The organism is Finegoldia sp. BIOML-A2 (assembly GCF_009678315.1).
Taxonomy (GTDB): Bacteria; Bacillota; Clostridia; order Tissierellales; family Peptoniphilaceae; genus Finegoldia; species Finegoldia magna.
This window is the reverse complement of sequence record NZ_WKZE01000006.1, coordinates 21746-47007: the sequence shown is the minus strand read 5'-3', so window position 1 is coordinate 47007 and position 25262 is coordinate 21746. Positions and strand designations below refer to the sequence as shown.

The following is a 25262-nucleotide window of genomic DNA, read 5'->3' as shown; positions in this document are numbered from 1 at the left end:
AAAAATAAGCAAATTTAGTGAAGTTGTGATATAATTTTAACTGTTAAATATATTAATAGGATGATGAAAAATGGAAAAATCAAATCAAAAAAAATACACTTTTTTGATTAATACGACACCCCCTCCAAGACTTATAAAGAGAATGGATCTTGTAAAAGAAAAGTTCGATTTGTATGCTGTTTGTTGGGACAAAGGTGGAGATGAAAAATATGATTTCAAGCGTGACTTTTGCAAGAAGGAAATAATCAATATAGATGCTGACAACAGTAACCCTATGAAAAGACTTATTCCAACTTACAAATTCTCACAAAAAGCTTATAAAATTTTGGAGAGAATTAAACCGGATTTAATTCACGTTCAAAGTTATGATATGCTAGAGATAGCTACGAAATACAAGAAAAACAACGACGACAAGGTTAAGATTATATACGAAGTGCCAGATATTCACAGATATTTGACTGATGACAAGAAGAATTTCCCTATGAATGTTGTATCTTCTGTTTTGAAAAAAAGAGAGAACAATATGCTTTCATTCGTGGATTTGATGATTGTTACTAGTATGAAATTCTGGGAACATTTTGAAGGGAAATACAGCAAGGATAATTTGGTGTTCATGCCCAACATTCCAAATTTGGAATTATTCAGGGATTATGATAAGTTAAGGGTGAAAAACCAACACGATACTTTCACTGTAGGATACATCGGTGGGCTAAGATATTTGAACGAATTGAAAAAGCTTACGAAAGCTATGGACGGTTTGGGAATGAATTTGATGATGGCGGGTTTCGAGAGTGGAACTTACTTCAAAGAGCTTGCTGAAACGAAAGATTTCATTGAATATCGTGGCAAATTTTACTATGACGATGAAATTGCAGAGCTTTACTCGAAATGCGACTGCATATTCTCAGTGTACGATGCGTCGATGAAGAATGTTAGAATTGCTCTTCCTAATAAATTATACGAATCCATTCACGCAGAGCTTCCTATAATTGTCGCAAGAGACACTTATTTGTCAGAGGTTGTGAACGAATGGAATGTGGGAGTTGCGGTTGATCACGAATCAGATGAGGAAATGAGAAATGTTTTGCTTAAACTTAGAGATGACCAATCATTCTACCACACGCTTCAAGAAAACTGCAGAAAGATGCAATCAGAATTAAATCCACAAAAAAATAACGAAAGATTATTAAATAGAATAGAAAATTTATTTTAAAGGAGAGAATATTATGATTAATGTAATTGGCTTAGGTTACATAGGTCTACCTACAGCTTTGATGCTAGCAACATCAGGCAACAAGGTAGTTGGAACAGATATTAAAGAAGAAGTAATTGAAAAATTAAAGCATAAAGAATTAACTTTCGAAGAAAAAGGAATGGATGAGCTTTTCGAAAAAGCTTTGAACTCTGATATTACTTTTTCATTAAAACCAGTGTCCACTTCTTTCTATATTATTACAGCACCAACTCCATACGATCCTGTATCTAAGAAATTGGATTGTTCTTACGTAGTGAAAGCTGTAGAATCAGTGTTGGAACCTGCAGAAGAAGATGCGATTATTGTTGTTGAATCAACAGTTTCACCGGGAGCTATCGACACTTACGTCAGACCTGTTGTCAATGAATACATGGAAAAATCAGGCAAGAAATTAAACTTGGTTCACGCTCCAGAAAGAATTATTCCAGGTAATATGGTTTACGAATTGGAACACAACGCCAGAACAATCGGAGCTGACGATCCAAAATACGGCGAAAAAGTTAGGGAAGTGTACTCAACTTTCTGCAAAGGCGAAATCAATCTAACTAATATCAAAACTGCTGAAATGACAAAGGTTGTTGAAAATACATTCAGAGATATCAATATTGCATTCGCTAATGAATTAGCTAAGATTTGCCGTCAAGGTGGACTTGATGTCAACGAAGTTATCAGAATTTCCAACAAACACCCAAGAGTTAATATACTTTCACCAGGACCTGGTGTAGGTGGACATTGTATTTCAGTTGACCCATGGTTTTTAGTTGGAGATTATCCACTTCTTACTGAAATAATCTACAAAGCTCGTCAAATCAACGATTCAATGCCAGAATATGTTCTTAAACGTGCTTACAATATTATGCAAGAAAACAACTTAAAAGATTTTTCAAGAGTTGGTATTTACGGATTGACTTACAAAGAAAACGTAGACGATGTAAGAGAATCTCCAACACTTCAATTGTTACAACACCAAAAAGAACATTTGGGAGATGGACTAAAAGTTTACGATCCAATGGTAAAAAGAGAAGTTGTGGAAAATCAATACCACGATTTGAACAAATTCTTAGACGATGTTGATTTCGTAATCGTGATGATTGGTCACGATGAAATCAGAGAAAACATGGATGTATTAAAAGACAAAGTCGTACTTGATACAAGAAACATCGATGTTGATAACAAATATAATTTCTACAAATTATAAAACAAATCAAAGGGCGCTAAATTTGCAGCGCCTTTTTTTCAAAAGAGGTAAAAAATGAAAAAAGTAATGGTGGTTTTTGGGACAAGACCAGAAGCGATTAAAATGTGTCCACTTGTAAAAGAACTCAAAAGAAGAGACGAATTCGAAGTTTGCGTGCTTGTAACTGGACAACACAAAGAAATGCTACGCCAAGTGTTGGACGTTTTCGAAATCAAAGAAGACTACAACTTGGCTATCATGAAAAAAGGACAAAGCTTGTTCGATGTTACCACAACTATTTTGGACAAAATAAAATCTATACTAGAAGAAGAAAAACCAGACATTGTTTTGGTTCATGGAGACACTTCGACAAGTTTTGTTGCAGGACTTGCTGCATTTTATTTGAGAATACCAGTAGGTCATGTGGAAGCTGGACTTAGAACTTACAACAAATACTCTCCATATCCAGAAGAATTTAACAGACAAGCCATAGGATCGTTGGCTGATTTCCACTTCGCACCGACTACGACTGCAAGGGATAATTTGCTACGAGAAAACAAAGACGAATCCAAAGTTTTCGTAACGGGAAACACAGTAATAGACGCACTTCAAACAACAGTGCGTGACAATTATTCTAACGAAAATTTGATTGAAGACAAAAAAATGATTCTTCTAACAATGCACAGAAGGGAAAACTTGGGAGAATCCATGAAGAATTCCTTCAGAGCAATCAAAAGAGTTGTCAACGAAAACGAAGATATTTATGTGATTTATCCGATACATTTGAATCCAAAAGTACGAGAAATCGCAAACGAAGTATTCGACAATCATCCTAGAATCAAACTCATCGAACCATTGAATGTAGTTGATTTTCACAACTTCATGAAACAATCATTCTTCGTAATGACAGATTCAGGTGGAATTCAAGAAGAAGCCCCTGCACTTGGAAAGCCAGTTTTAGTAATGAGAGATACAACAGAAAGACCTGAAGGGGTAGAGGCAGGGACATTAAAATTAACTGGACTTTGTGAAGAAGACATCTACAACGAAATGACAACACTTCTTTCTGACAAAAATGAATACGACAAAATGAGTGAAGCCACAAACCCTTACGGAGATGGCCACGCATCTGAAAGAATCTGTGACATTTTATCAAAAAATCTATAAACAAAAAAATCCAACTTCATGTAGAAGTTGGATTTCATATTTAAACGTCAAATAAATTTGATACGTTAACAGATTGGATTTTCTCAATATCTTAATCTGGAATTGAATTATTTAACTAAGCTTGTTTTCTGCTCTTTCTTGATTTTCTTTCAGAATTGAAAAGAGGATTAACTCTTTCGTAGAAGTCATTCATTTGTGCAAAATTCATACTTGCCATGTTTGAGCTTAAGCTTACTGTACAGTTTTTACCGAAATTTCTAATTTGTTTTTGTGTTGTTTTTGTGAACATATTATTTTCCCCCTATTAATTGTTTATTATTCTTTTAAGATGTTACTATTTGTTTAATTTGTTTAGTTATTACGCTTGTTTTTTGTTTTTCTTTAATTTTCTTGAACCAAATAATGGTGTCATTCTTTCGTAAAAGTTATCCGCTTGAGCAAAATTCATGCTCGCCATACTTGTGTTAAAACTAATTTGTGAACTTTTTCTAATATTATTTTTTCTCATAAATTTTACCCCCTATGCGTTTTTTCTGTTCTTGAAGATTCTTCTTGATCCAAACAATGGAGAGAATCTTTCGTTAAAATGATCGACACTTGCGAATGTCATTGATGACATGTTTGTGTTCAAACCAAGAGATGTTTTCTTTGCAAAATCTAAATATTTTCTGTTATTCTTAATCATTTTAGTTCCCCCTCATTTAATATTTATATGTTATTTTCTATTTGGTAATAATTGATTATTCACCAAACAGAAATTATCGAATTTAATATTCAAAGAATATCCAAATGATAACTCATTTCATATCCCTCATTGCATTAAGTATTATATAACCATAAAACAGCTATGTCAAGCACTTTTTGAAACTTTTTTGAAAAATTTTTGTAAAGAAAAATCAGGAAAACGAATGATTTTTGTGCATACCGTTTTCATAATAGGCTTATTTTTATTCGATAAAATATTTTTTGGGAAAACAAATGTTGATATGTTCAAGTTTTATAAGAAAAATAAAAAAATCACGGTTAATCAATGTTTTCCTGCGATTTTCCCGAAAGAAAACAGAAAGCATTTTAAATTTTTGGGAAAATTTTTGAAAAAATTGATAATGCATATTGATGATTACAAAGAAATTTAGCGAAATAAAGCTGAATTCAGCTTTAAAATAATATGATTTTTTATAGACAATTAAAAAACAATATGCTATAATTTAAAAAATCTCTCTATGATATTTTTATTAAAAGATTATGGATTAGTGGTTATAGTACGATGTGATTCAAAATCTACAATGGCATTTTTTGAAATAATCAAAAATATTAATGAAGAATTATATTAAGTTCCAACTTTTGTAGGATAATCGAAAAGCTGACCAATTCTGATTGTTTTGTAAAAATATACCGATGAATCCTTTATTTGAAGATATAGACATAAAGACGATTGAATGGATAAGAGAAATTCATGGAGAGTAAATAGAAGGAGACTGACGAATATGAATGAGAGAGTAGTTATTACAGGAGTATGTGGAACTGTTGGCAGAGAACTTTTAAAGTATTACATAGACAAAGATGATTATATTATAGCTGTTGATATTAATGAAAATGACATTGCAATCTTAGAAAAAAATATTAAATATGAAAACATTAAATTTATTCCACTCGATATATATGATGAATATACACTAAATATTATCGAAAAATTAAATCCAACTGCGATCATACATGCAGCTGTACTGAAAAACACTTATTACAACGAAATCTATAATAAGTACTATCATAATAGCAATGTCAGTGGAACAATAAAACTTATATACAGAATGATTGGTTCGAAAGATTTAAAAAGATTTATTTTTCTTTCCAGTGATGAAGCGTATAATCCAACCAATTTTTTTGGAAAAGATAAACTAGAAGTTGAAAATATTTTAAAAAAAATTAAGAAAAATGGAAAAGTAGTACAATCAGTTAGATTTCCGTTTATAGTCGAAAGTAAAGGTTCAGTTTATAATATTTTTAAGGAACAGGCTAAAAACAATTTACCACTTACGGTAACTGATAAAAATATAAAAAAAATTACAGCTAATTTAAGTAGTTTTATTTTTACATGGAATGATTTTTACAACAATATATGCGAAAATGGGGTATTTAACTTTGATATTGGAGAGGAAATATCTATATATGAATTAGCTAATGACATAATAAAGCAGACTAATTCAAATAGTACGATAAAGATTATTGGGCTAAGAGAAGGAGAGGTCTTAGAAAGAAACATGGTAAAATTAAACGAAAAAGAAGTTTATAATAATATTTTTAGAATATATTAATAAATATATCGTTTAAAATTTGACGGTATAGGTATATGAGATATTAAGATAATTTGTCAATGAAAGAATTTTCATAACAAACAATACCATTTGGATCATTCGTTTTTTCGCGGGCATTTAGTGTAAAATCAATGAACCAATATTTATTTATTGGTATTGGAGTTGTTGCTATATCAATGGTTGCAAAGAAAATTTATATAAAAGGTTGATTTACTAAATTTTAGAATAATAAAAATAAAACCAAGAATGTATTGGATTATTAATACGTTCTTGGTTTTTTATTTAAAGTAAGATAAAATTTATTTCTTGTCTTCGATGTATTTTATACACAAATCGATAGATGCTTGTAATCCTTCTTGGTGAGTTCTTTCCATTGCGTGTGATGCATCAACTCCAGGGCCAATCAAAGCTACTCTCAAATTATATCCTGCTTCTAATGCTGCTGATCCGTCTGAACTGTAGAATGGGTAGATGTCAACTGCGTGGGCAATATTATTTTCTTCACAAATTCTAACCAATCTTTCTTTTAATTCCAAATCGTAAGGGCCTGAAGAATCTGCTGCACAGATAGTTGTTTTAAATTCAGAAGATGTTTGTCCATCTCCAGGAGCGGCCATGTCAACAACGATGAATTCGTCAGTTTCTTCTGGGATTCCATAACATGCACCGTGGCCAACTTCTTCGTAGTTTGAGATGAAGAAGTTAAGAGTGTGTTTTGGAGTGATGTTGTTTTCTACAAAATATCTTACTGTTTCATATAATACGTATACGCAAGCTTTGTCGTCTAAGTGTCTTGATTTTACGAATCCACTTTCTGTTAATTGTGTTCTTGAATCTAAATAGATAAAATCACCGACGTTGATTCCAAGTTTTTTTACATCTTCAGCTGATTCTACCTTTTCGTCGATTCTGATTTCCATTGTCTTGGCGTTTCTTTCGTTGCTTTTAGTTTCTGGTCCGTAAACGTGAACTGATTGTTTGTCGTTTAAGCATGTACCAGTGTATTTTTTGCCAGACATTGTAGAGATAGTTACGTATTCATTTTCAACAGAGTTGTATGCGTATCCACCTACTAAGAATGTTTTTAATCTTCCATTTGGTTTGATTTCTTTAACCATTAATCCCAATGTATCCACGTGAGCTGCAAATGTAGATTGCTTTTCGTCAGTTTCACCACGAAGAGTAACCACCATTGCACCTTTATTAGTGAAGTTGATTTCAACTTTTCCTAATTCTTCGAATTTTTTTCTAACTTTTTCCATAACGACTTTAGTGTCGCCAGATGGAGAAGAAGTCATTAAAATTTCTTGTAAAAAATCTAAATTTTCCATATTGAGAACCTCCTAAAATATATTTTTATGATACCACATATAAACACATTGTTTCAATTATTTGAGCTCATAGTTAATATTTTCGTTAATGATTACGAGATTAATTGGTTTTTAAAATTTTCACAGTGAATGTTTCGTTTGAATACACTATTTTAATTTTATAATTCATATCTTCAAGTAAGTTTTCGACGATATACATTCCAATTCCTTTAGATTTATTTTTTGTGGATGATACGAAAGGGTGTGTGATTTTATTTAAAAGATTTTTATCTACAGTTGTAGGATTGTTTGAAATCTCAATAACATCATTAAAATCGCAGCATATGTTTCCTCCGAAATCTGTGTATTCTATTGCGTTTTTTAGTAAGTTATCAAAAATTATTCTGAAATGGTCATAATCTACTATGTCGGATTTTTCTCCTTTAATCGTTACTTTCAAATTTTTCTCAGCTATTAAATCATGATGATTTTTAACGGATTCTCTCATTATCTCTGATAATTTCAAATTTTCCATTATCGGATTTTCATCAATTTTATTCATGAATAATAAATCATCTATTAGAATTTGAATTTGGTATAATTTTTTCCTAAGTTCTGGCAAGTACTTGTCGGTATCTTCGTATTTTCCTATTTTTTCAATCATACTATCATTCAATAAAATAGCAGTTTGAAGAGGTGTCTTCAATTCGTGAGATGTAGATTTGATGAAGATTTCTTTTTTCTTCGTGTTTTTTTCTAATATTTTATAATTCTCAGTTAGTGTTTCGTACAGTAATTTCAAGTTATTAGAAAGTTCTTCGATCTCATCGTTAGTATGAATTTCCAAATCATATTTGGCGTTTTTTTGGTTTTTGGATACTTTAGTGAAATTATTCATCTTTAGAATTGGTTGTGTTATTGATTTTGAGTAGATTTTATTTAGTAAGAACACTATCATTACTATAAGCAAGAAAATCACAGGAAATGCAGAAATCACAGTAGATTTTATATCGGAAATGCTGTTAAATATATAAGGATATATAGAAACATAAGTTCCTTCAGAATGTTTTGATATTAAAATAAGATTAGTAGCGATAGAATCTTTTGTTTTGGACTCTGCTTTAATTAGTATTGAATTATTCTTTCTTTTAATACTAAAAGTGTCTTTTGATACATTATTGATATTACTGTAACTATCAATTATAACGTATTTTTCTAGTTCTTTTTTTGCTTCTTTTATTAAAGGGTTTATTAATCTTTCAGAATATTTAGAATTTATCTCTTTAAACTCATCGGTTTCAAGAGAGCGTAAAAGATTTTTTATATTTTCATTTTTAATTGTCATACTTAAATTAAATCGCAGACCTGAAAACACAACTTTATCTTTTCCTTTAGGAATAAAATATGAATACATACCCTCTTTTGCGATTTCATTTAGATTATTGTAATTTTTGTTTTTTATAAATGAATCATGAACTGATGATGCAAAATTCTCTGCTGATTCTATTTTTTTTTCTAAGTACACATTGGGCATATAAAAAGCCATATAGGAAAATATAATAGTACATATCAAGAGAGTGAGGATGATATTATAGAGAAAATTTTTTGATGAAATATTTAATTTAGGCTTCTTCATTTAACTTATACCCCGCTCCTATAACTGTTTTAATAAAGTCTTTGGGTAGTTTTTTCCTCAAATTTTTTATATGGGAATCTATAGTTCTACTGCTTCCATAAAAATCTGTGTTGTAGAGAGAATTAATGAGATTTTCTCTTGAAAATACTTTTGTTGGATTGTTTAGAAACAACGACATAATTTGAAATTCTGTAACTGTTAATTTCAAATCCATTCCATTGTATAATACACGAAAACCTTCTTCATCTAACGATAATCCCACCTGTGAAGTGTTTTGTGAAAAACTTCTTCTTTTCATTATCATTTCTAGTTTTTTAATCAATAGTATTGGCTGAACTGGCTTGACAATGTAATCATCACAATACAGATCAAAAGCACTAATTTGAGTATTTAAATCGTCAAGAGCAGTCAGCATCAATACGTTTGAGTTTGATATAGACGGAGTATTTCGTATAAACCTTAATACATCTATTCCGCTGTTTTCTCCTTCGACCATAATATCTAGGATGATAGCATCAAAACTATTATTACTCAAAATTTTAATCGCTTCATCGCCATTTGAACTTTGACACACATCAAATCCAGCTATTTTCATGTATTCGGTTAAAATCTCTCTTATTTGCAATTCGTCTTCTAAAAAGAATATTTTTTTCATACCATCACATCCTATAATAATTATATAATAAGTTGATAAAAAATGTAGTTGTTAGTTCGATTTGCGTTTGTTTTTGTAAATAGATATAGTAAATAATACTAATGATAATAAGACTAATACGATTAAAGATTGAAAGAATGAATAGTTTAATTTTGCTCCTTTTGCTACTTCATTCACATATTCTACAGAAGAAAAGTGACTAATTGGAATTAATTGTGCAATCTTCTTGATTCCTTTTGGCATATCTTCTACTTGAATCCCCATCATTCCTCCTAGTATCATACTCAAAAAGTATATTCCCATTGAAAGGGAAAAAGAAATAGAGAATTTTTTAAAGAATATACATATAGAATATCCGATAAAAAAAGAAGCAACAGCAATCAAAGTTACAAATCCTGTGTGTTTTATTATTGATATTAAAGGAATATTAACACCTAAAGCGTATTTCATAACCCCAAAATAAAAAATATTACAAACAGTCCAGAATAAATAATAGACTATAAATTTGTATTTTGCCATTGATAAATGATTAATTGAAAACAAGTCTAACCTATCATAGACACCTTCTTCCAAATCTTTAGCAAATAATGCTGATAATCCAACTAAGAATATAGAAAATGGGCTTATAATACTAATACTTAAAACTATGCTTCTTTTTACCTCATCAATGAGAGGTGCAGGAACATCTTTGAGTCCCGATATTATTAGAAATGACATCAATATTGGAAATACCATTCCGAAAAATAAACTTGTAAAGTTTTGTAAAAGTAACTTTGTTTCAAACTTAAAAATGTATTTGTTCATTATTTTGCTCCTTCCTTCTTCAATGCATTAAGAACTGTAAGTTCAATAGAATCATTCAAACGTTCGAATTGTTGATCATTATCCACAAGAGATGATATCAATTTTTTCTCTGTATTTAAATCATGAAATCCTGCAGCTATTTTGTTTTCCATTGCTTCTAATCTTATATCTTTTGGTATAAGTGATTCTGTTATGTTGTTTTTTTCGGTTAAAATAACTGAACTTGTACAGTACTTTAAGAACATCTCTCTTTTTTTTCCATAGAAAAGAACTTTTCCTTCATGTAAATACAACAACTTATCACAAATATCCTCTAATTCTTGATAATAATGACTAACCATGAGGATTGTTGTCGACTTGTCTTTGTAGTATTCTACTATTTTTTCCATTAATGATTGTCGACTCACAAAATCAAGTCCTGTTGTTACCTCATCAAATATAGTGACTGGAGAATTTTGCCACATAACCAAAATCAAAGTGAGTTTTTGTTTTTCTCCACCAGATAATTTTTTAAATGATTTATGAAGCAATTTTTCGAAATCGAAATACTTTATTAAATCCATCAAATTTTCATCTGATTCTATTTTTTTATTAGTAATCATTTGAATAATATCTTTTGTTTTAACCGTTTCTGAATAATTGTTAAACTGCATGTGAACTGCAATTTTTTCTTTGGGTATATCGCTTGAAATGCTCCCACTATAATTAACTAATCCCAAAATTGCCTTAATTAACGTGGATTTTCCTGCACCATTTGATCCAATAATTCCTATTTTATGAGCATCTTCTAGGACGATTTCATCTTTAATATCAACAGCAATATTGTCTTTGTATTGAACTTTAACGTTATTTAATTTAATCATAAGCTCCTCCTTGTTATCTATATAATAAAATGCGGGTGTGGATTTAAAGTGCATTTGGTATATAATTTAGGTAAATTATTATGATAAAATTAATTGAGGTGAAAAATGAAAGGATATTTTGCATCACATTTCTTCAATGACGCTATGTTTCGTTGGACTGAAGATTTGGCGAGGTTTATAGAGAAAGAAGTGGACATTGACTTGTATGTGCCACAACGAAATGATTCGATAAACAACAAAAAAGACAATGATGCTACAATTACTGACATCGACATCGCAAGAAATGACATGGCGAAGTTAAAAGAAGCAGATGTTTTAATAGCTTGTCTTGATGGATTGTCGATTGACGATGGTGTTGCAGGAGAAATTATGGCTTTTTCTGTGATGAAAGATTATGAAGAAGAATACAAATTATCAGACAAGAAGAGAATTATCATAGGATTTGTCACAGACATGAGATATTTGGGAACTGGAGAGAACAAATTATACAGAAACCAAATGATAATCGGACAAGTTAAAGACAAGGGATATTTCATTGTGGGCTATCCAAATACAGACGATTACAAGAAAGAAATCGTGAATATTATTAAAAGAGAATATTAGAAAAATCTAGCTAGAAATAGCTAGTTTTTTTATTGACAAATGGTAAATGAAAATTTATTATATAAGTGATAAGAATATTCACTATCAAGAGGGAGAAGAATGAGAAGAAAGTACTTATCTGCAATATGCAAATTAATTTATTTGGTGACATTAATTTTAATGTTTATAGTTAACAAGAGAAATATTGAAATATCAAAAATCACATTGATTCTTTTAGTGGGAATTAATGTTTTTAGTTTAACCGCAGATACATTTTTATCAGAATTAACAAAAAAGTTTAAAATTGGATCAATTTCCGTGCTGGTAATTTTTTATATAATTTTCGTAATTTTAATATGATTTAATAGAAAATTGAAATATTCTTATCGTAACATAGCGAAGTTCTCATTGGATTTTGGTAGAGATTTGGTGAGGACTTTTTTGTTGGTATCAGAATTAGATATAAGTTGGTGTATAATATAAATGAAAGAATAATTCAAAATAACAAATCGGATAAATTACGGATTTTACACTATTTTTAAATGTGGGAATATGGTATAATTAGTAGTTGTGATTTGTAGTTAACTTAACAGTTAAATGAATCTAATAATTTGAAAGGAAGTTGTTATGAATAAATTAGCGATAATTGGTGCACAATGGGGAGACGAAGGTAAGGGAAAGGTTGTAAATTACTTTTCACAATTTAATGATATTATTGTAAGATCTTCAGGTGGTGCCAACGCAGGACATACTATTTATTTTAAAGACAAAAAATACGTACATCATTTGCTACCATCTATAACTTTTGATACAGATTCTAAGGGATTCTTGGCAAAAGGAATGGTTATAGAATTAGAACAAATGATAGAAGAGTTGAAAGTTTTGGAAGCTGATTTTCCAGGAATTTCTATGAGATTTATGGTCGATGTAGAAACATTCATCGTTCTACCTTACCACAAAGAAGAAGACGGATTGTTGGAATCTATGAGAAAAAATCCTATCGGAACTACAAAAAGAGGTATCGGACCTGCTTATCAAGACAAAGCTGCTAGACAAAACGTTAGAATTATTGATTTGTTTGACGATGAATTGTTAAGAGAACGTGTTGAAGAAATAGTTTATTTGAAAAACAACATCTACGAAGGCAAAATGCACATCGATGTCGACGAAACAGTAAATTATTTGCTTGACAAGTTCGACCAATTATTAAAATTGGGCGTTACATTCACATCAGCATCTGAAATCGAAGATGAAATCAAAAACAAAAAAGTACTTTTCGAAGGTGCACAAGGAATCATGCTTGACTTAGACTCAGGAACATACCCATACGTTACATCAAGCACAACAACTGCTTACAGCGCATCAGCAGCAGATGTTACATTGACTGATGATGACACAATCATGGGAGTTGTAAAAGCATACACATCCAGAGTTGGAGAAGGAGAATTCCCAACAGAATTGTTCGATGAAGAAGCAGATAAGCTTAGAAAATTAGGCAATGAATTCGGAGCTACAACTGGAAGAAACAGACGTGTAGGTTGGATTGACCTTGCACAATTACGTTATGCCATCAAAAAGAGCAAAATCAATTCAATTGTCATGACAAAAGCAGACGTATTAAACGGATACGACAAAGTAAAAGTATGCGTTGGATATGAAATTGATGGAGTTGAACAAAAAATGCCATTCATTTCAAATGATTTCAAAAAAGCAAAGCCAATCTACAAAGAATTTGACGGTTGGAATGATGTGTTTGAAGTAAACTTCTTGAAATACATGACATTTATCGAAAAAGAATTAGACACAGAAATCTCTTATGTTTCTTATGGCCCAAAAACAGAAGAAATTATGGAAAAAAGAGATTTTATCATGAATATAAAATAAAATATTACAAATTATACCGTGGACTAGTTCACGGTATTTTTTTGCCCAAATTTACATCAAACTCCAACCCCCGAAAATTTATAAAAAAATGTTACAAAATTTCAAAAATTTTGTTTTATGAAATTGAAAAATATCAAATAAAAACGAAATTTGCAAAACAAATGTTGTATTTTAAACGTTTTAAATTATGAAAATAAAAATAAAAAAATTTAGGAAAAATGTTGAACATAGTTCAAAAAAGTGTTACAATATAAAACGTCAAAAGAAATGAACAGTGTTCAATAGATGAAAGGAGGTTAGTTGTGTCGTATTTGGACGAAAAGAAAAAAGATAATAAATTACAAATAATTCAGTCTGCAGTTAAGATGTTTGAGAAAAAAGGCGTTGATAAGACGACTATCAGAGATATTATGAGCAACACTGATTTGGGATTGGGAACTTTTTATTCTTATTTTAAGGATAAGGAAGATTTGAAGGAACAAATCGTCCTGAAGAAGCTTACAGATTTGGTGGTGGAAACTGAGAAGAAGTGCACACAAGAAGATTATGTTGAAAGGTTTATTAGTTTTTTGGATTATATTATTGATTATTATATTGCTAATCCTTTTGAGTTTGAACTTGTTGCGAGTAATTTGAACTGGGCGTTGTATGCTAAGGTAGAAAATGATAAGAGATTTTCTGAAACAGACACTGCGCTGAAATACATTTTGAACAAGTATTCACAGTTGTTCTCAAAGGAATATTCTGATTCACAAAAATTATATATTCTTTCTTTGACGATTGAAACTGTGATTTCGACTTGTAAGCTTGCAATCAGAAAGGATTCCATTTTATCTATTGATGAAATGAAGTCTGTTTTGGTTGAAGTTATTAAACAAATTTTAAATAGATAAGGGTGATTTACATGAAGAAATTTTCAGAATTTATAGCTAATCATCCTAAGTTAGTGCTTTTGGTTATGACTTTGTTGTTGATTCCATCAATAATTGGTTACAAGGCAACAAATATCAATTACGATATTTTGTCTTATTTGCCAACTGATTTGAAATCAACTCAAGGTCAAACTATTTTGGATAAAGATTTCAAAAATGCAGCTACTGGGATGTTGATTTTAAAAGGCACAGACAACGATGCCGAGAAATTAAGAGAAGAAGTGCAAAAAATCGACGGGGTTGAGGATGTTATATCCAAGACTTCAATTTTAGGACCAACTGTTCCTAACGAATTTTTGCCAGATGATATTAGAGATGTGTTCTATGCCAAAGATAGTACTCTAATGATGGTTAAGTTTAGTGAATCGTCATCTTCAATGAGAACTATGAAGGCGATAGATCAAATCAAACAAATCGAATCCAAAGAAAAATACTTGAGTGGTATTAGTGCTCTTGTAAAAGACACGAAGGATTTGATTGACAAGGAAACGCCGATTTATGTAATGCTTGCTGTGGCACTTGGACTTGTGGTGTTGAGCTTGACGAATGAATCGACTGTAATTCCATTCGTATTTATGTTGAATATAGGATATGCTGTTATTTATAATTTTGGGACTAATATATTCTTAGGACAAATATCCTACATTACTAAGGCGATTGCAGCGGTGTTGCAACTTGCCGTTACGATGGATTATTCGATTTTCTTGTATCACAGATATGCAGCGGAAAAGAAAAAGAGAGACACACATAAGAAGGCAATGGCAAAAGCTATTGAGGCGACATTCTCATCGTTATTCTCATCTTCACTTACAACTTTTGCAGGATTCTTGGTTTTGATATTGATGAGATTATCGTTGGGTAAAGATATCGGTCTTGTAATGAGTAAGGGTGTATTCATAGGACTTTTATCTACTTTGGTTGTTCTTCCACCAATGCTACTTCTTACAGAAAAAGCTGTGGACAAATACAATCACAAAGTATTACTTCCAGAATTTACAAAATTACCAAACTTCGTCGTAGACAAGAGAAAAGTGTTGGCAATTGTATTTGTAGTGTTATTTATTCCAGCAATTTATGGATCTGTAAACACAAAATTATACTACAACTTGGATAGATCATTGCCACAAGATTTGGACTCTATTGTATCTCTTAATAAAATGAAGAAAGACTACAATATGGCAAGTACTCATTTTATCGTAGTAAAAGATAATTTATCTAATACTGCTATGGATTCTATGATTGATGAGTTAGAACACATCGACGGTATCAATTCAGTTGTCGGAACGAATTCAATCACAGGTGTTACAATTCCTGCGACATTCTTGCCAGACAAACTCAGAGATAACTTCGTAAAAAACGGCTACGAAATGCTTATGGTTAATTCAGAATACCAAACAGCATCTGACGAAGTAGACAAACAAATCACACAAATGCGTGATGTAATAGCAAAACACGACAAGGACGGATATTTGACAGGGGAAGCTGTTCTTACAGACGATTTGACAGATATTTCCGATCAAGACTTCAAGATGGTTAACATAGCATCATTAATTGCAGTATTCATAATCATCGCAATATCGTTCAAATCATTTGGAATTCCTGTTGTATTGATAGCAGCCATAGAACTTGCAATTCAAATCAACATGGCAATCCCATTCTACTTCAATCAAACAATTCCGTTTATCACATCGATAGTAATCGGCGTAATTCAATTGGGATCTACTATAGATTATTCTATATTAATGACGGACAGATTCTTGTTCGAATATCGAAAGACTAAAGATGTAAATGGTTCGTTGAAAACATCAGTAAGAGAAACATCCAAATCAATTGTTACAAGTGCCTTATCATTCATGGCAGCAACAGTTGGTGTAGGAATTTATTCAAAAATGGAAATAGTATCCACAATATGTACGTTATTGGCTAGGGGAGCAATCATCAGTATGCTTGTAATCATAATATTACTTCCAGCAGTATTGAGCATTACATTCCCATTTATCAAGAAAACAACTAAAAATTTAGCGTAAAGGAGAAGACTATGAAGAAAAATATTGAAAAAATCTTAGCCTTGTCATTAGTATCTTCAATGACATTTGCTAACCTATCATTTGCAGAACAACAAGATTTAATCAAAAAATCAGAAACAGTTTATGTAACAGTAGAAGGTAACGAAATCAAAGACAAATCAGTTTCTGTGTGGTTAAATTCAGATAAAAATATAAAGGCAAACGACAAATCTAATTTGACAAATGTAAAAGATTTAAAAACAGACAAAGAACTAAAATCTGAAAACGGATATTTGAAATTAGATGAAAACAAAAAAGACATCTACTACAAAGGTGACACTGACAAAAAACTTCCAGTGGATGTATCTGTAAAATACTTCTTAGATGGAAAAGAAATGAAAGCTTCTGAATTAGAAGGGAAATCTGGTCATTTGAAGATTGTAATTACTTCTAAAAATAACAGATACGAAGCCAAAACAATTGACGGACAATCAAGAAATGTATATTCACCATATGTCGTTGTAGCAGCGATGACATTTGATGATGAAAAAGTAAACAACGTATCATCAGATGATATCAAAGTTGTAAAAGACGGCAAGAACGAAATAGTAACTACAGTTATGACACCAGGTATGAAACAAAACTTGAGAGGGATTGTAGAAGACAAAAATTTGGACAAATTCAAGGACGAAGTTTCAGTTGAAATGGACATCAAGGATTACAAACCAGTAGAAATCTATTCTGTAATCACTAACGAATTTTTCCAAGAAAAGAAAAACATCGACTCATTGGATAAACTTCAAAACGGTGTTAAAGAATTACAAGATAATTCACAAAAACTTGTAGATGCATCAGTTAAATTATCTGAAGGACAAGACAAACTAAACTCAGGAATTTCACAAATGCAAACAGGAGTTACAAAACTTCACTCAGGTTCACACAAACTTGCATCATCTACACAACAAATGCAAGGCAAATTCTCAGGAATACAATCAAAAGTAGGTCCTATCCAAGGATATGTAGCTCAAATGAATGACGGTAGCTTGAAATTGTACAACGGAATTTCTGACTACACAGCTGCAGTTGGAAAAATCAAAGAAAACACAGCTAAAATCAAAGCAGGATCCGAAAAATTAGCCAAAGGTGCGACTGATTTGGACAATGGAGTTGGCAAATTAAAAGATGCGACTTCACAATTAAGAGCTGGAACTGAAAATATGAAAGAAATGACTGCACAAAAAGACCAACTACTTGAAAAATCATCACAATTATCAAACGGATTGAATGGCTTGGCAGGAAGTTATGGTCAATTAGCAGATACAGTTGAACAAATTTCTGGAAAATCACAACAATTAAAAGATTCAAGCGCACAATTCAACGAAAAATTACAACAAGTTGCACAACTTGCAGGTGGTGCTGAGACAAGCGCAAGTGCAGAAAAAATCGCACGTGGACTTGAAAGCTCAGCAGAAGGATTGAACAATGCAATCCAACAATTACAAGCAAAAAATGAAGAAGGACAACTTAACGACACAATTGCATATCTTCAAGCACAAAAAAATGTAATGTACGTTCAAGCAGAATCCATTAGAAATGCTGGTTCACAAAATGCTGGGCAACAAAAACTACAAGCAGCATTGGCACAACTAGCACAAAGTTCAAGTGCATTATCACAAGGAAACGCTGATTTATCCAATGCACTTATGAGAACATCAGCTGCTATGAATCAATCAAAAGCAAAACTTGTAGATTCTTCCAACCAATTATCTCAAGGATTAGGACAAATGGGTGGCGCATTGAATGGCGCAGACGGATTATCAACATTGAAAGATTCCATCGACAAACTTGACGATGCAACAGGTCAAATCAAAGGTGGATCACAAACATTAAAAGAAGGAACATTGCAAAACGAAAAAGCAATGGCAATGCTTTTGAATGGAATAAAAGAATTGGATAAGAATTCAAGTGCGTTAGTTGAAGGCTCATCAAAATTATCTGGTGGATTACAAGAATTCAACAAACAATCAGCTCTTTTATCTTCATTGTCACAAATCAATGAAAAAGCCATCATTCCAATGAGCAATGCAATCAATATGTTAAATGATGGACTTGGAAAATTAGATTCATCAACTGGACAATTAAAATCAGGTAGCGACAAGCTTGCTTCTGGACAAAAAGAATTCAGCTCCAAACTAAAAGAATACAAAGAAAAAGGAATTGATGAATTATCCAACAAGACAAAAGATTTGAACAAATTCAAAGATATTATTGACGCTATGAGTGATTTGGCAGTTAAAGATTCTTCATTCACAGGAACAGATAGTAACTTTGAAACAAAATCAAGAATTGTCGAAAAAATAAAATAGTAATCTTTACAAAAACACTCTATTCTGATACAATCTAATGTATCGATGAAGAGAATACTAGTTCTATACGATTTTTCAGAGAGAAAGTGTAAGGTGGAAACTTTCATTTACGATAGAATGAACCTAACTCGGAGATTATGTCAAAATCATAGGGTTGTCACCTTATAACTAACAAACTAGAAGTGGTATAGCGATCCTTCGTCTTCGTGACGGGGGATCTTTTTTTAGATACATATTAAATACACCAAAGAAAGGAACATGTAAATTATGAGAATGAATAAATTTTATATGCCAACTTTAAGAGAGGATCCACAAGATGCAGAAATAGCAAGCCACAAGCTTCTATTAAGAGCTGGCATGATTAGAAAAACAGCAGCAGGATTGTACAGTTATTTGCCATTGGGATATCGAATTGTAAGAAAGGTAGAAAACATCGTTCGTGAAGAAATGGACAACTACGGTTCACAAGAAATCCACATGCCTATAACTCAACCTCGTGAAATCTGGGAAGAATCGGGAAGATGGAAGACATTTGGACCGGAAATGTTCAAGCTACAAGACAGAAATAATCGTGAATTCTGCCTTGGACCAACAGCCGAAGAATATTTTACAGATTTAGTAAAAGGTGAAATCAAAAGCTACAAGCAACTTCCACTTAATATTTATCAAATCCAAACAAAATACCGTGATGAAAAAAGACCAAGATTTGGAATCAACCGTTCCAGAGAATTCTTGATGGAAGACTCTTACACATTTGATGTAGATGAAGAAGCGATGCGTGAAGCTTACATGAACATGTGGAGAGCGTATGAAGTTGTATTCAACAGACTTGGTTTGGAATACAAAATCGTAGCTGGAGACAGCGGTGCCATGGGTGGTAACAGTTCGCACGAATTTATCGCACTTAGTGATGTAGGTGAAGGTGTGATTTGCTACAGCGATGACAGTGATTTCGCAGCGACTGACGAAAAAGCTTATGTATATTACAAAGTTGAAGATGAAAATGTAGAAAAACTTCCATCAGAAAAAGTTCTAACACCAAATTGCAAAACAATTGAAGAAGTAAGTGATTTCTTAAAAGTCGACCCTGCACATTGTTTGAAAGCAGTGGATTTGATGGTAGAAGGAAAACCTGTAATAGTGTTCATACCAGGAGATCGTGAACTTAACATGTCCAAACTTGTAAGTTATTTGAAATGTCCAGAACACGAAATAGAAATGATGGAAGAAAAAGACATCCTAGCATTGAACAGCTCACCAGGATTTACTGGACCAATCGGACTAGATTCAAGAATCATCATTGACTCAAGAGTTACACAAATGAAAAACTTCGTCGTTGGAGCGAATGAAGAAAACTATCACATCAAAAATGTAAACTATGGAGATGATTTCGAAGGAGAAATCGTAGAAGATTTATTGATGGTACAAGAAGGGGATATCGATCCTGAAACAAAATCTCCACTGAAATTCAAAAGAGGAATCGAAGTTGGAAATATCTTCCAATTGGGACAAAAATACTCCAAAAGTATGAACGCTACATTCTTAGATGAAAATGGAAAAGAACAATTCTTCTGGATGGGCTCATACGGAATTGGTGTTACAAGAAGTGTCAGCGCAATTGTAGAACAAAACCACGACGACAAGGGAATGATTTGGCCATTAGTTGTAGCGCCATATCACGTAATCATCACAGTTGTTAACACAAAAAATGAAGAACAAAATACACTTGCAGAAAAACTTTACGAAAAGCTAATTCTTCAAGGAGTAGAAGTTCTACTTGACGATAGAAAAGAAAGAGTAGGAGTAAAATTTAACGACCGTGACCTAATAGGAATTCCGCTAAGAATAACTGTAGGAAAGAAAGCAACTGAGGACATAGTAGAATTTTCTGAAAGAAAAACACTTGAAAATGTAGAAATGTCATCAACAGAAGCTTACGAAAAAGTAATGGAAATCATCAACGCTAACTTAAAATCAGTTGGTGGATTGTACAGATAATTTAAAATGAGAACTACGGGCGATATCGCTCGTAGTTTTTTTCTCGCCACTTTTTATTTATCGCAGCCAAATTGATAAAAATGGCGAGATTAATCTCGCCAATATTGATTTATCTACGCCATTTATGGTATAATGGCGAGAAAGATGGTGAGAATGTATGAGAGAATTTGATTATTCAAAATTATTAAATCTGAATATTCCTGCAAATATGTACGATTTGATATCAAAAATTTACGAATATAAAGGCAAACAGGAACTTTATGTGGCAAATTTTTCTGATGTACTTGAAAAGATGGTGGAGGTTGCGAAGATTCAGTCAACAAAATCTTCTAATGCAATCGAAGGAATTTCTACAAATGATAGTAGATTAGAAGAGTTAATGAAGAAAAAAAGTGAACCTAGAAATAGAAATGAAGAAGAAATATATGGATATAGGGAAGTGTTGGATATTATCCACGAAAATTATTCAAATATTGAATTTACGAAAAATAATATCTTGACTCTTCATAGTAGGTTGTATTATTACTCTTCTGAAAGTCATAAAGGGAAATTCAAAACTATCGATAATAGCATTGTGGAAACAAATGCATTTGGAGAGAAAAAGATAAGGTTTCAGCCAGTGTCTGCATTTGAAACGGAAAATTATATCGATAAAATGATAAGTGCTTATGATGAAGCCGTAAAATTAAAAGTACCACCATTGTTATTAATTTCATCTGTGGTGCATGATTTTTTGTGTATTCATCCCTTTTATGACGGAAATGGTAGAATGTCAAGGCTACTGACGCTTTTACTTTTATACAAAAATGGTTTCTTTGTAGGAAAATATATTTCCTTGGAAATGATAATTGAAGATACTAAGGACATGTATTATGAACAATTACAATCATCAAGCAAGAATTGGCATTCTGGAGAAAATAACGAGTTGCCATTTATAAAATATATGTTATCAGTTATTTACAAGGCATATGTTGAGTGTGATGAGAGATTCAGACTTATCGGAGAAAAATCTTTGACATCTGCTGAGAGAGTTATGAAGATTTTCGAAAAAACGTTAAAACCATTGTCAAAGTCTGATATTGTTATGCTTTGTCCAGATATTTCTCAAAGAACTATTGAAAGAGCCTTGAAAGAATTAAAAGACACACATTTAATTAAACAAATAGGTAGTGGAAGGGCAACTAAATATATTAAAGCATGATTTTACGCAATCAAAAAAAGCTGTGAGAAAACTCACAGCTTTTGATTTTGTTAGCAGCAGCAAGAACCGCTGTTTCCATCACAATCACATTCATTTCCTGGGCCATCACAACCATCGAACAGACCAAAGTGATTTGTTCTATCTCCAACGACATCGAAGTATTTTTTAAATCTTGTTTCTTCGATCATTGCACAGCTATTTCCACACACTGCCATTGGCAAATCTTTATAGAATCTGTGGTGGTCGTCAAGGTCGAAGTAGTGTTCACTACCTAAAATACCTCCACGATAAGTTACGAATTGTCCGTATTGTTCGCATCTATCTTCGATAATTCCTGGTAATTTCACAGCTCTTACAGTTCTTGATGTGAAGTTCACATTGCCAACTAATTCTTCGATTTTTCTGTTTTCGATTGGTGCCTTAGTGATTTTAGTATATCTGAAATCTTCCCAGCCGATTTTATGCAATAATCTTCTGAAATCTTCTACATACATTGCACCGGCTAAACATTCACCACGTAATACAGGGTTTTGGTATATTTCATCAGAAACCCTTCTGTCAGCGAAAATATCTGAGAAGTACAATTCTCCACCTTTTTTCAATACTCTCCACACTTCTTTGAACACTTCTTCTTTGAAAGGGGAAAGGTTGATAACGCAGTTGCTGATTACAACATCGATTGATTCATCTTCGATTCCGATTGATTTCAAATCTTCGATGTATCCTTTTTTGAATTCTACGTTTGATTTCTTGTAGCCAAATTTTTCAGCCATTTCGTCTTGGTATTTCTTAGCAAAGTTTAATTGGTCATCAGTCATGTCCACGCCGATTACTTTTCCATTTTCGCCAACTAATTTTGAAGCTACATACACGTCAACTCCAGTACCGCATCCCAAATCCAATACAGTGCATCCTTCTAAGGCTTGTGGGATTGGAGAGCCACATCCGTAAAATCTTTTGATGATTTCAGGATTAATCATACTTCTTATTTCTTTCAAATGTTCAGGCATATTATCTTGGCAACTACAGATTTTTGTTTCCATTTGTCCTTCTTTTTCTGTAGTTATATTGCTATAATATTCTGATACTTGTTTTCTAATGTCTTCCATAAATACCTCCTATTGTTACTCTAATATTATTATACCATTAATTGCAACCGCAACTATTTTTTGAGTTTTGCATTGGCTCGATTACTTTTGTAAAGAAAATCGCTGCTAGTCCAGCTCCGATTAGTGGTGCAAGTGCATAAACTATGAATGCATCCATTGTGAATGCGATGTTTTTCCATCCAACAAAATACGCCACGATTCTTGGGCCGAAATCTCTCGCTGGATTAAGTCCTGCATCAGTCATAGGTCCAATTGTACATATCAAAGCGGCAACTGTTAGACCGATAAATAATGGGAACAAATCGTCGCTTGGTCTACCTATGTTACAACCTTCAGTCATTGAGAAAATAATCATAACCAAAATGAAAACGCCAAGTGCTTCTGCGAAAGCCGCAACAGGCATACCGATTACGCCGTTTGCTGTGTTAGGGAACACTTCAATCCAAATACTTGATGCTGGTGATGCCACATCCATGGTCAAGTTAGCTGCATCCAAGCTTTTCTTCACAGAATCTGCAAAGAACACCCATAATGCACTGGCTGCTAAGATAGCCCCAACAAATTGACCTAGTATGTATACAGGGAAATTCTTCCATGAACATCTTTTGGAAATGCACATTGCAAAAGTAACCGCTGGGTTGAAGTGCGCACAAGACAAGTTTCTAGTAGCGTAAATCGCAATAGCGATTGCAAGACCCCACACGATACCGACTTGGAATGGACCAGTGTGCGCTTGGTACAATGTAGCTGTGGCTACAGATCCAATTCCTAAAAAGCACATCAAAAATGTACCGATAACCTCACCTGTGAATCCTTGTATGAGGCTTTCTTTCGTTACGACTTCGCAACAGCAATTGTTTTCTTCTGAACTCATTAGTTCACCTCCAGAAATTATTTAACGATAAATACTATCGTGATTTAATTATAAATTATAAAATATAACTAGTCAACGAAATTGATAACTTTCTATCTTAAAAGTGGTTAGTGCAAAGAAAATAATATGGTATTATATAAAAAAGGAAGTGCAATTATGAAAACTGACAAAATAATTTTAAGAAAATTTACGATAAATGATGCAGGCAAAATGTATGAAAACTGGGCAAGTGACAGCAGAGTTACGAAGTTTTTGACGTGGGAGCCTCACACATCAATCCAGCAAACTGAAAGTATAATTAAACAATGGATAAACGACGACAAGGATGTGTACTTTGCGATTTGCAACACAAACGATAAAAACATCGGTTGCATATCTGCATCATTAATTAAGGAAAATCCGAAGACTTACGCTATTGGCTACTGCTTGGCATACGATTATTGGTCCCAGGGAATAATGACTGAGTCTTTGAAACTGATGATAAAATATTTGTTTGAAGATAAACACGCCGTAAGAGTTGAAGCCACACACGACAGGAGAAATTCTGCAAGTGGCAAGGTTATGATGAATGCTAATATGAAATTCGAAGGATGTCTTAGAAAATCAGCAATGGACAACCAAGGCGTCGCAGATTCTTGTATGTATTCGATGATTGACGAAGACTACGAATGTGATTTTGTGATTCCTGAATTTGATGAGTTGAATTTCAGACAAGAATTGTTGGCGGATGAAAACACGATGAGTTTCAATGAAAAATATGGCGGAGCTATTGATTTCTCAGAAGACAAATGGCAAAGTTGGTATGACAAATGGATAAACTCTGACGACAGATTTTACTATTACATTATGGGTCATAACAAGCCTGTCGGAGAATGTTGTATATATAAGGAAGATGATAGGTGGATTTGCAGTTTAATTGTAAAAGACGAATACAGAAACAATGGCTACGGGAAAAAAGCGTTAATGTTTTTGATTGATTTGGCGAAAAAATTGGACATAGATGAGCTTTACGATAATATTGGTATAGGCAATCCTTCGTTGAATTTGTTTTTGAGCTGTGGATTTGAAGTTGTATATACTAATGAAGAATATTCAACTGTGAGAATTAAGACACGCTAACTTGTATTA

General features: G+C 32.4%; 22 protein-coding genes. 12 read left to right on the top strand and 10 right to left on the bottom strand.

All coding sequences use genetic code 11. The annotated features are described in order from the left end of the window. Positions 1–70 precede the first annotated feature (70 nt). Genes GKF99_RS06155 through wecB form a run of 3 tightly spaced genes read left to right on the top strand, consistent with a single transcriptional unit; the run spans position 71 to position 3599 of the window. Positions 71–1213: a glycosyltransferase gene (locus GKF99_RS06155; RefSeq protein ID WP_154272897.1), complete on the top strand. Its 1143-nt coding sequence runs from the start codon at positions 71–73 to the stop codon at positions 1211–1213. 13 nt (positions 1214–1226) lie between these two features. Continuing rightward, positions 1227–2453 carry a nucleotide sugar dehydrogenase gene (locus GKF99_RS06150; protein WP_154272896.1) on the top strand — a complete coding sequence of 409 codons (1227 nt, stop codon included), beginning with the start codon at positions 1227–1229 and terminating at the stop codon, positions 2451–2453. Between the two features lie 54 nt (positions 2454–2507). Further along, the gene (wecB, locus tag GKF99_RS06145) at positions 2508–3599 is read left to right on the top strand and encodes a UDP-N-acetylglucosamine 2-epimerase (non-hydrolyzing) (RefSeq protein WP_154272895.1); all 1092 of its coding nucleotides are present in this window, start codon (positions 2508–2510) and stop codon (positions 3597–3599) included. A 115-nt stretch (positions 3600–3714) separates the two neighbouring features. On the opposite strand, the gene GKF99_RS08555 is transcribed toward wecB, so the two are convergent. The 3 genes from GKF99_RS08555 to GKF99_RS06135 all read right to left on the bottom strand — a co-directional run bounded on the left by GKF99_RS08555 (position 3715) and on the right by GKF99_RS06135 (position 4284). Continuing rightward, positions 3715–3888 (bottom strand): hypothetical protein, encoded by a 174-nt coding sequence (locus GKF99_RS08555; RefSeq protein WP_002837401.1) that lies wholly within the window; start codon positions 3886–3888, stop codon positions 3715–3717. 69 nt (positions 3889–3957) lie between these two features. Beyond that, positions 3958–4107, bottom strand: coding sequence for a hypothetical protein (locus tag GKF99_RS06140; protein WP_002835798.1), 150 nt, complete (start codon positions 4105–4107; stop codon positions 3958–3960). Positions 4108–4119: 12 nt separating this feature from the next. Then, positions 4120–4284, bottom strand: a complete 165-nt coding sequence (locus GKF99_RS06135; protein WP_002835797.1) for a hypothetical protein — start codon at positions 4282–4284, stop codon at positions 4120–4122. Between the two features lie 754 nt (positions 4285–5038). On the opposite strand from GKF99_RS06135, the gene GKF99_RS06130 reads away from it, so the two are divergent. Further along, positions 5039–5914 (top strand): polysaccharide biosynthesis protein, encoded by an 876-nt coding sequence (locus GKF99_RS06130; protein ID WP_154272894.1) that lies wholly within the window; start codon positions 5039–5041, stop codon positions 5912–5914. A gap of 299 nt (positions 5915–6213) precedes the next feature. On the opposite strand, the gene GKF99_RS06125 is transcribed toward GKF99_RS06130, so the two are convergent. From GKF99_RS06125 to GKF99_RS06105, 5 genes are all read right to left on the bottom strand, one after another. Then, positions 6214–7245 (bottom strand): M42 family metallopeptidase, encoded by a 1032-nt coding sequence (locus tag GKF99_RS06125; RefSeq protein WP_094223049.1) that lies wholly within the window; start codon positions 7243–7245, stop codon positions 6214–6216. Positions 7246–7345: 100 nt separating this feature from the next. Beyond that, positions 7346–8758 (bottom strand): HAMP domain-containing sensor histidine kinase, encoded by a 1413-nt coding sequence (locus tag GKF99_RS06120; protein ID WP_241673577.1) that lies wholly within the window; start codon positions 8756–8758, stop codon positions 7346–7348. Between the two features lie 88 nt (positions 8759–8846). Next, entirely contained in the window at positions 8847–9515 is a 669-nt protein-coding gene (locus GKF99_RS06115; protein ID WP_002841974.1) for a response regulator transcription factor, read from the bottom strand. Positions 9516–9566: 51 nt separating this feature from the next. After that, positions 9567–10319 (bottom strand): ABC transporter permease, encoded by a 753-nt coding sequence (locus GKF99_RS06110; protein WP_154272892.1) that lies wholly within the window; start codon positions 10317–10319, stop codon positions 9567–9569. Then, on the bottom strand, positions 10319–11182 hold the full coding sequence (locus tag GKF99_RS06105) for an ABC transporter ATP-binding protein (protein ID WP_154255000.1): 864 nt from the start codon (positions 11180–11182) through the stop codon (positions 10319–10321). Before GKF99_RS06105 ends, GKF99_RS06110 begins: the two co-directional genes overlap by 1 nt. A gap of 105 nt (positions 11183–11287) precedes the next feature. On the opposite strand from GKF99_RS06105, the gene GKF99_RS06100 reads away from it, so the two are divergent. The 7 genes from GKF99_RS06100 (at position 11288) to GKF99_RS06070 (ending at position 22151) form a co-directional block, all read left to right on the top strand. Then, positions 11288–11785, top strand: coding sequence for a nucleoside 2-deoxyribosyltransferase (locus tag GKF99_RS06100; RefSeq protein WP_154272891.1), 498 nt, complete (start codon positions 11288–11290; stop codon positions 11783–11785). A 606-nt stretch (positions 11786–12391) separates the two neighbouring features. Beyond that, a complete protein-coding gene (locus GKF99_RS06095; protein ID WP_154272890.1) occupies positions 12392–13648 on the top strand; it encodes an adenylosuccinate synthase in 1257 nt (418 codons plus the stop codon). A gap of 302 nt (positions 13649–13950) precedes the next feature. Next, positions 13951–14541 (top strand): TetR family transcriptional regulator, encoded by a 591-nt coding sequence (locus GKF99_RS06090; protein WP_172976423.1) that lies wholly within the window; start codon positions 13951–13953, stop codon positions 14539–14541. A gap of 11 nt (positions 14542–14552) precedes the next feature. After that, the gene (locus tag GKF99_RS06085) at positions 14553–16607 is read left to right on the top strand and encodes an MMPL family transporter (RefSeq protein ID WP_154272889.1); all 2055 of its coding nucleotides are present in this window, start codon (positions 14553–14555) and stop codon (positions 16605–16607) included. Positions 16608–16618: 11 nt separating this feature from the next. Continuing rightward, complete coding sequence (locus GKF99_RS06080; RefSeq protein ID WP_154272888.1) at positions 16619–18952, top strand: hypothetical protein; 2334 nt, start codon at positions 16619–16621, stop codon at positions 18950–18952. A gap of 267 nt (positions 18953–19219) precedes the next feature. After that, on the top strand, positions 19220–20950 hold the full coding sequence (locus GKF99_RS06075) for a proline--tRNA ligase (RefSeq protein ID WP_154272887.1): 1731 nt from the start codon (positions 19220–19222) through the stop codon (positions 20948–20950). Positions 20951–21107: 157 nt separating this feature from the next. Then, positions 21108–22151, top strand: coding sequence for a Fic family protein (locus GKF99_RS06070; protein WP_154272886.1), 1044 nt, complete (start codon positions 21108–21110; stop codon positions 22149–22151). Between the two features lie 50 nt (positions 22152–22201). On the opposite strand, the gene GKF99_RS06065 is transcribed toward GKF99_RS06070, so the two are convergent. Beyond that, positions 22202–23260: a methyltransferase domain-containing protein gene (locus tag GKF99_RS06065; RefSeq protein WP_154272885.1), complete on the bottom strand. Its 1059-nt coding sequence runs from the start codon at positions 23258–23260 to the stop codon at positions 22202–22204. Positions 23261–23297: 37 nt separating this feature from the next. After that, entirely contained in the window at positions 23298–24134 is an 837-nt protein-coding gene (locus GKF99_RS06060; RefSeq protein WP_154272884.1) for an MIP/aquaporin family protein, read from the bottom strand. A 156-nt stretch (positions 24135–24290) separates the two neighbouring features. Here GKF99_RS06060 and GKF99_RS06055 point away from each other — a divergent pair, with 156 nt between their 5' ends. Continuing rightward, on the top strand, positions 24291–25253 hold the full coding sequence (locus tag GKF99_RS06055; protein WP_154272883.1) for a GNAT family N-acetyltransferase: 963 nt from the start codon (positions 24291–24293) through the stop codon (positions 25251–25253). Positions 25254–25262 lie beyond the last annotated feature (9 nt).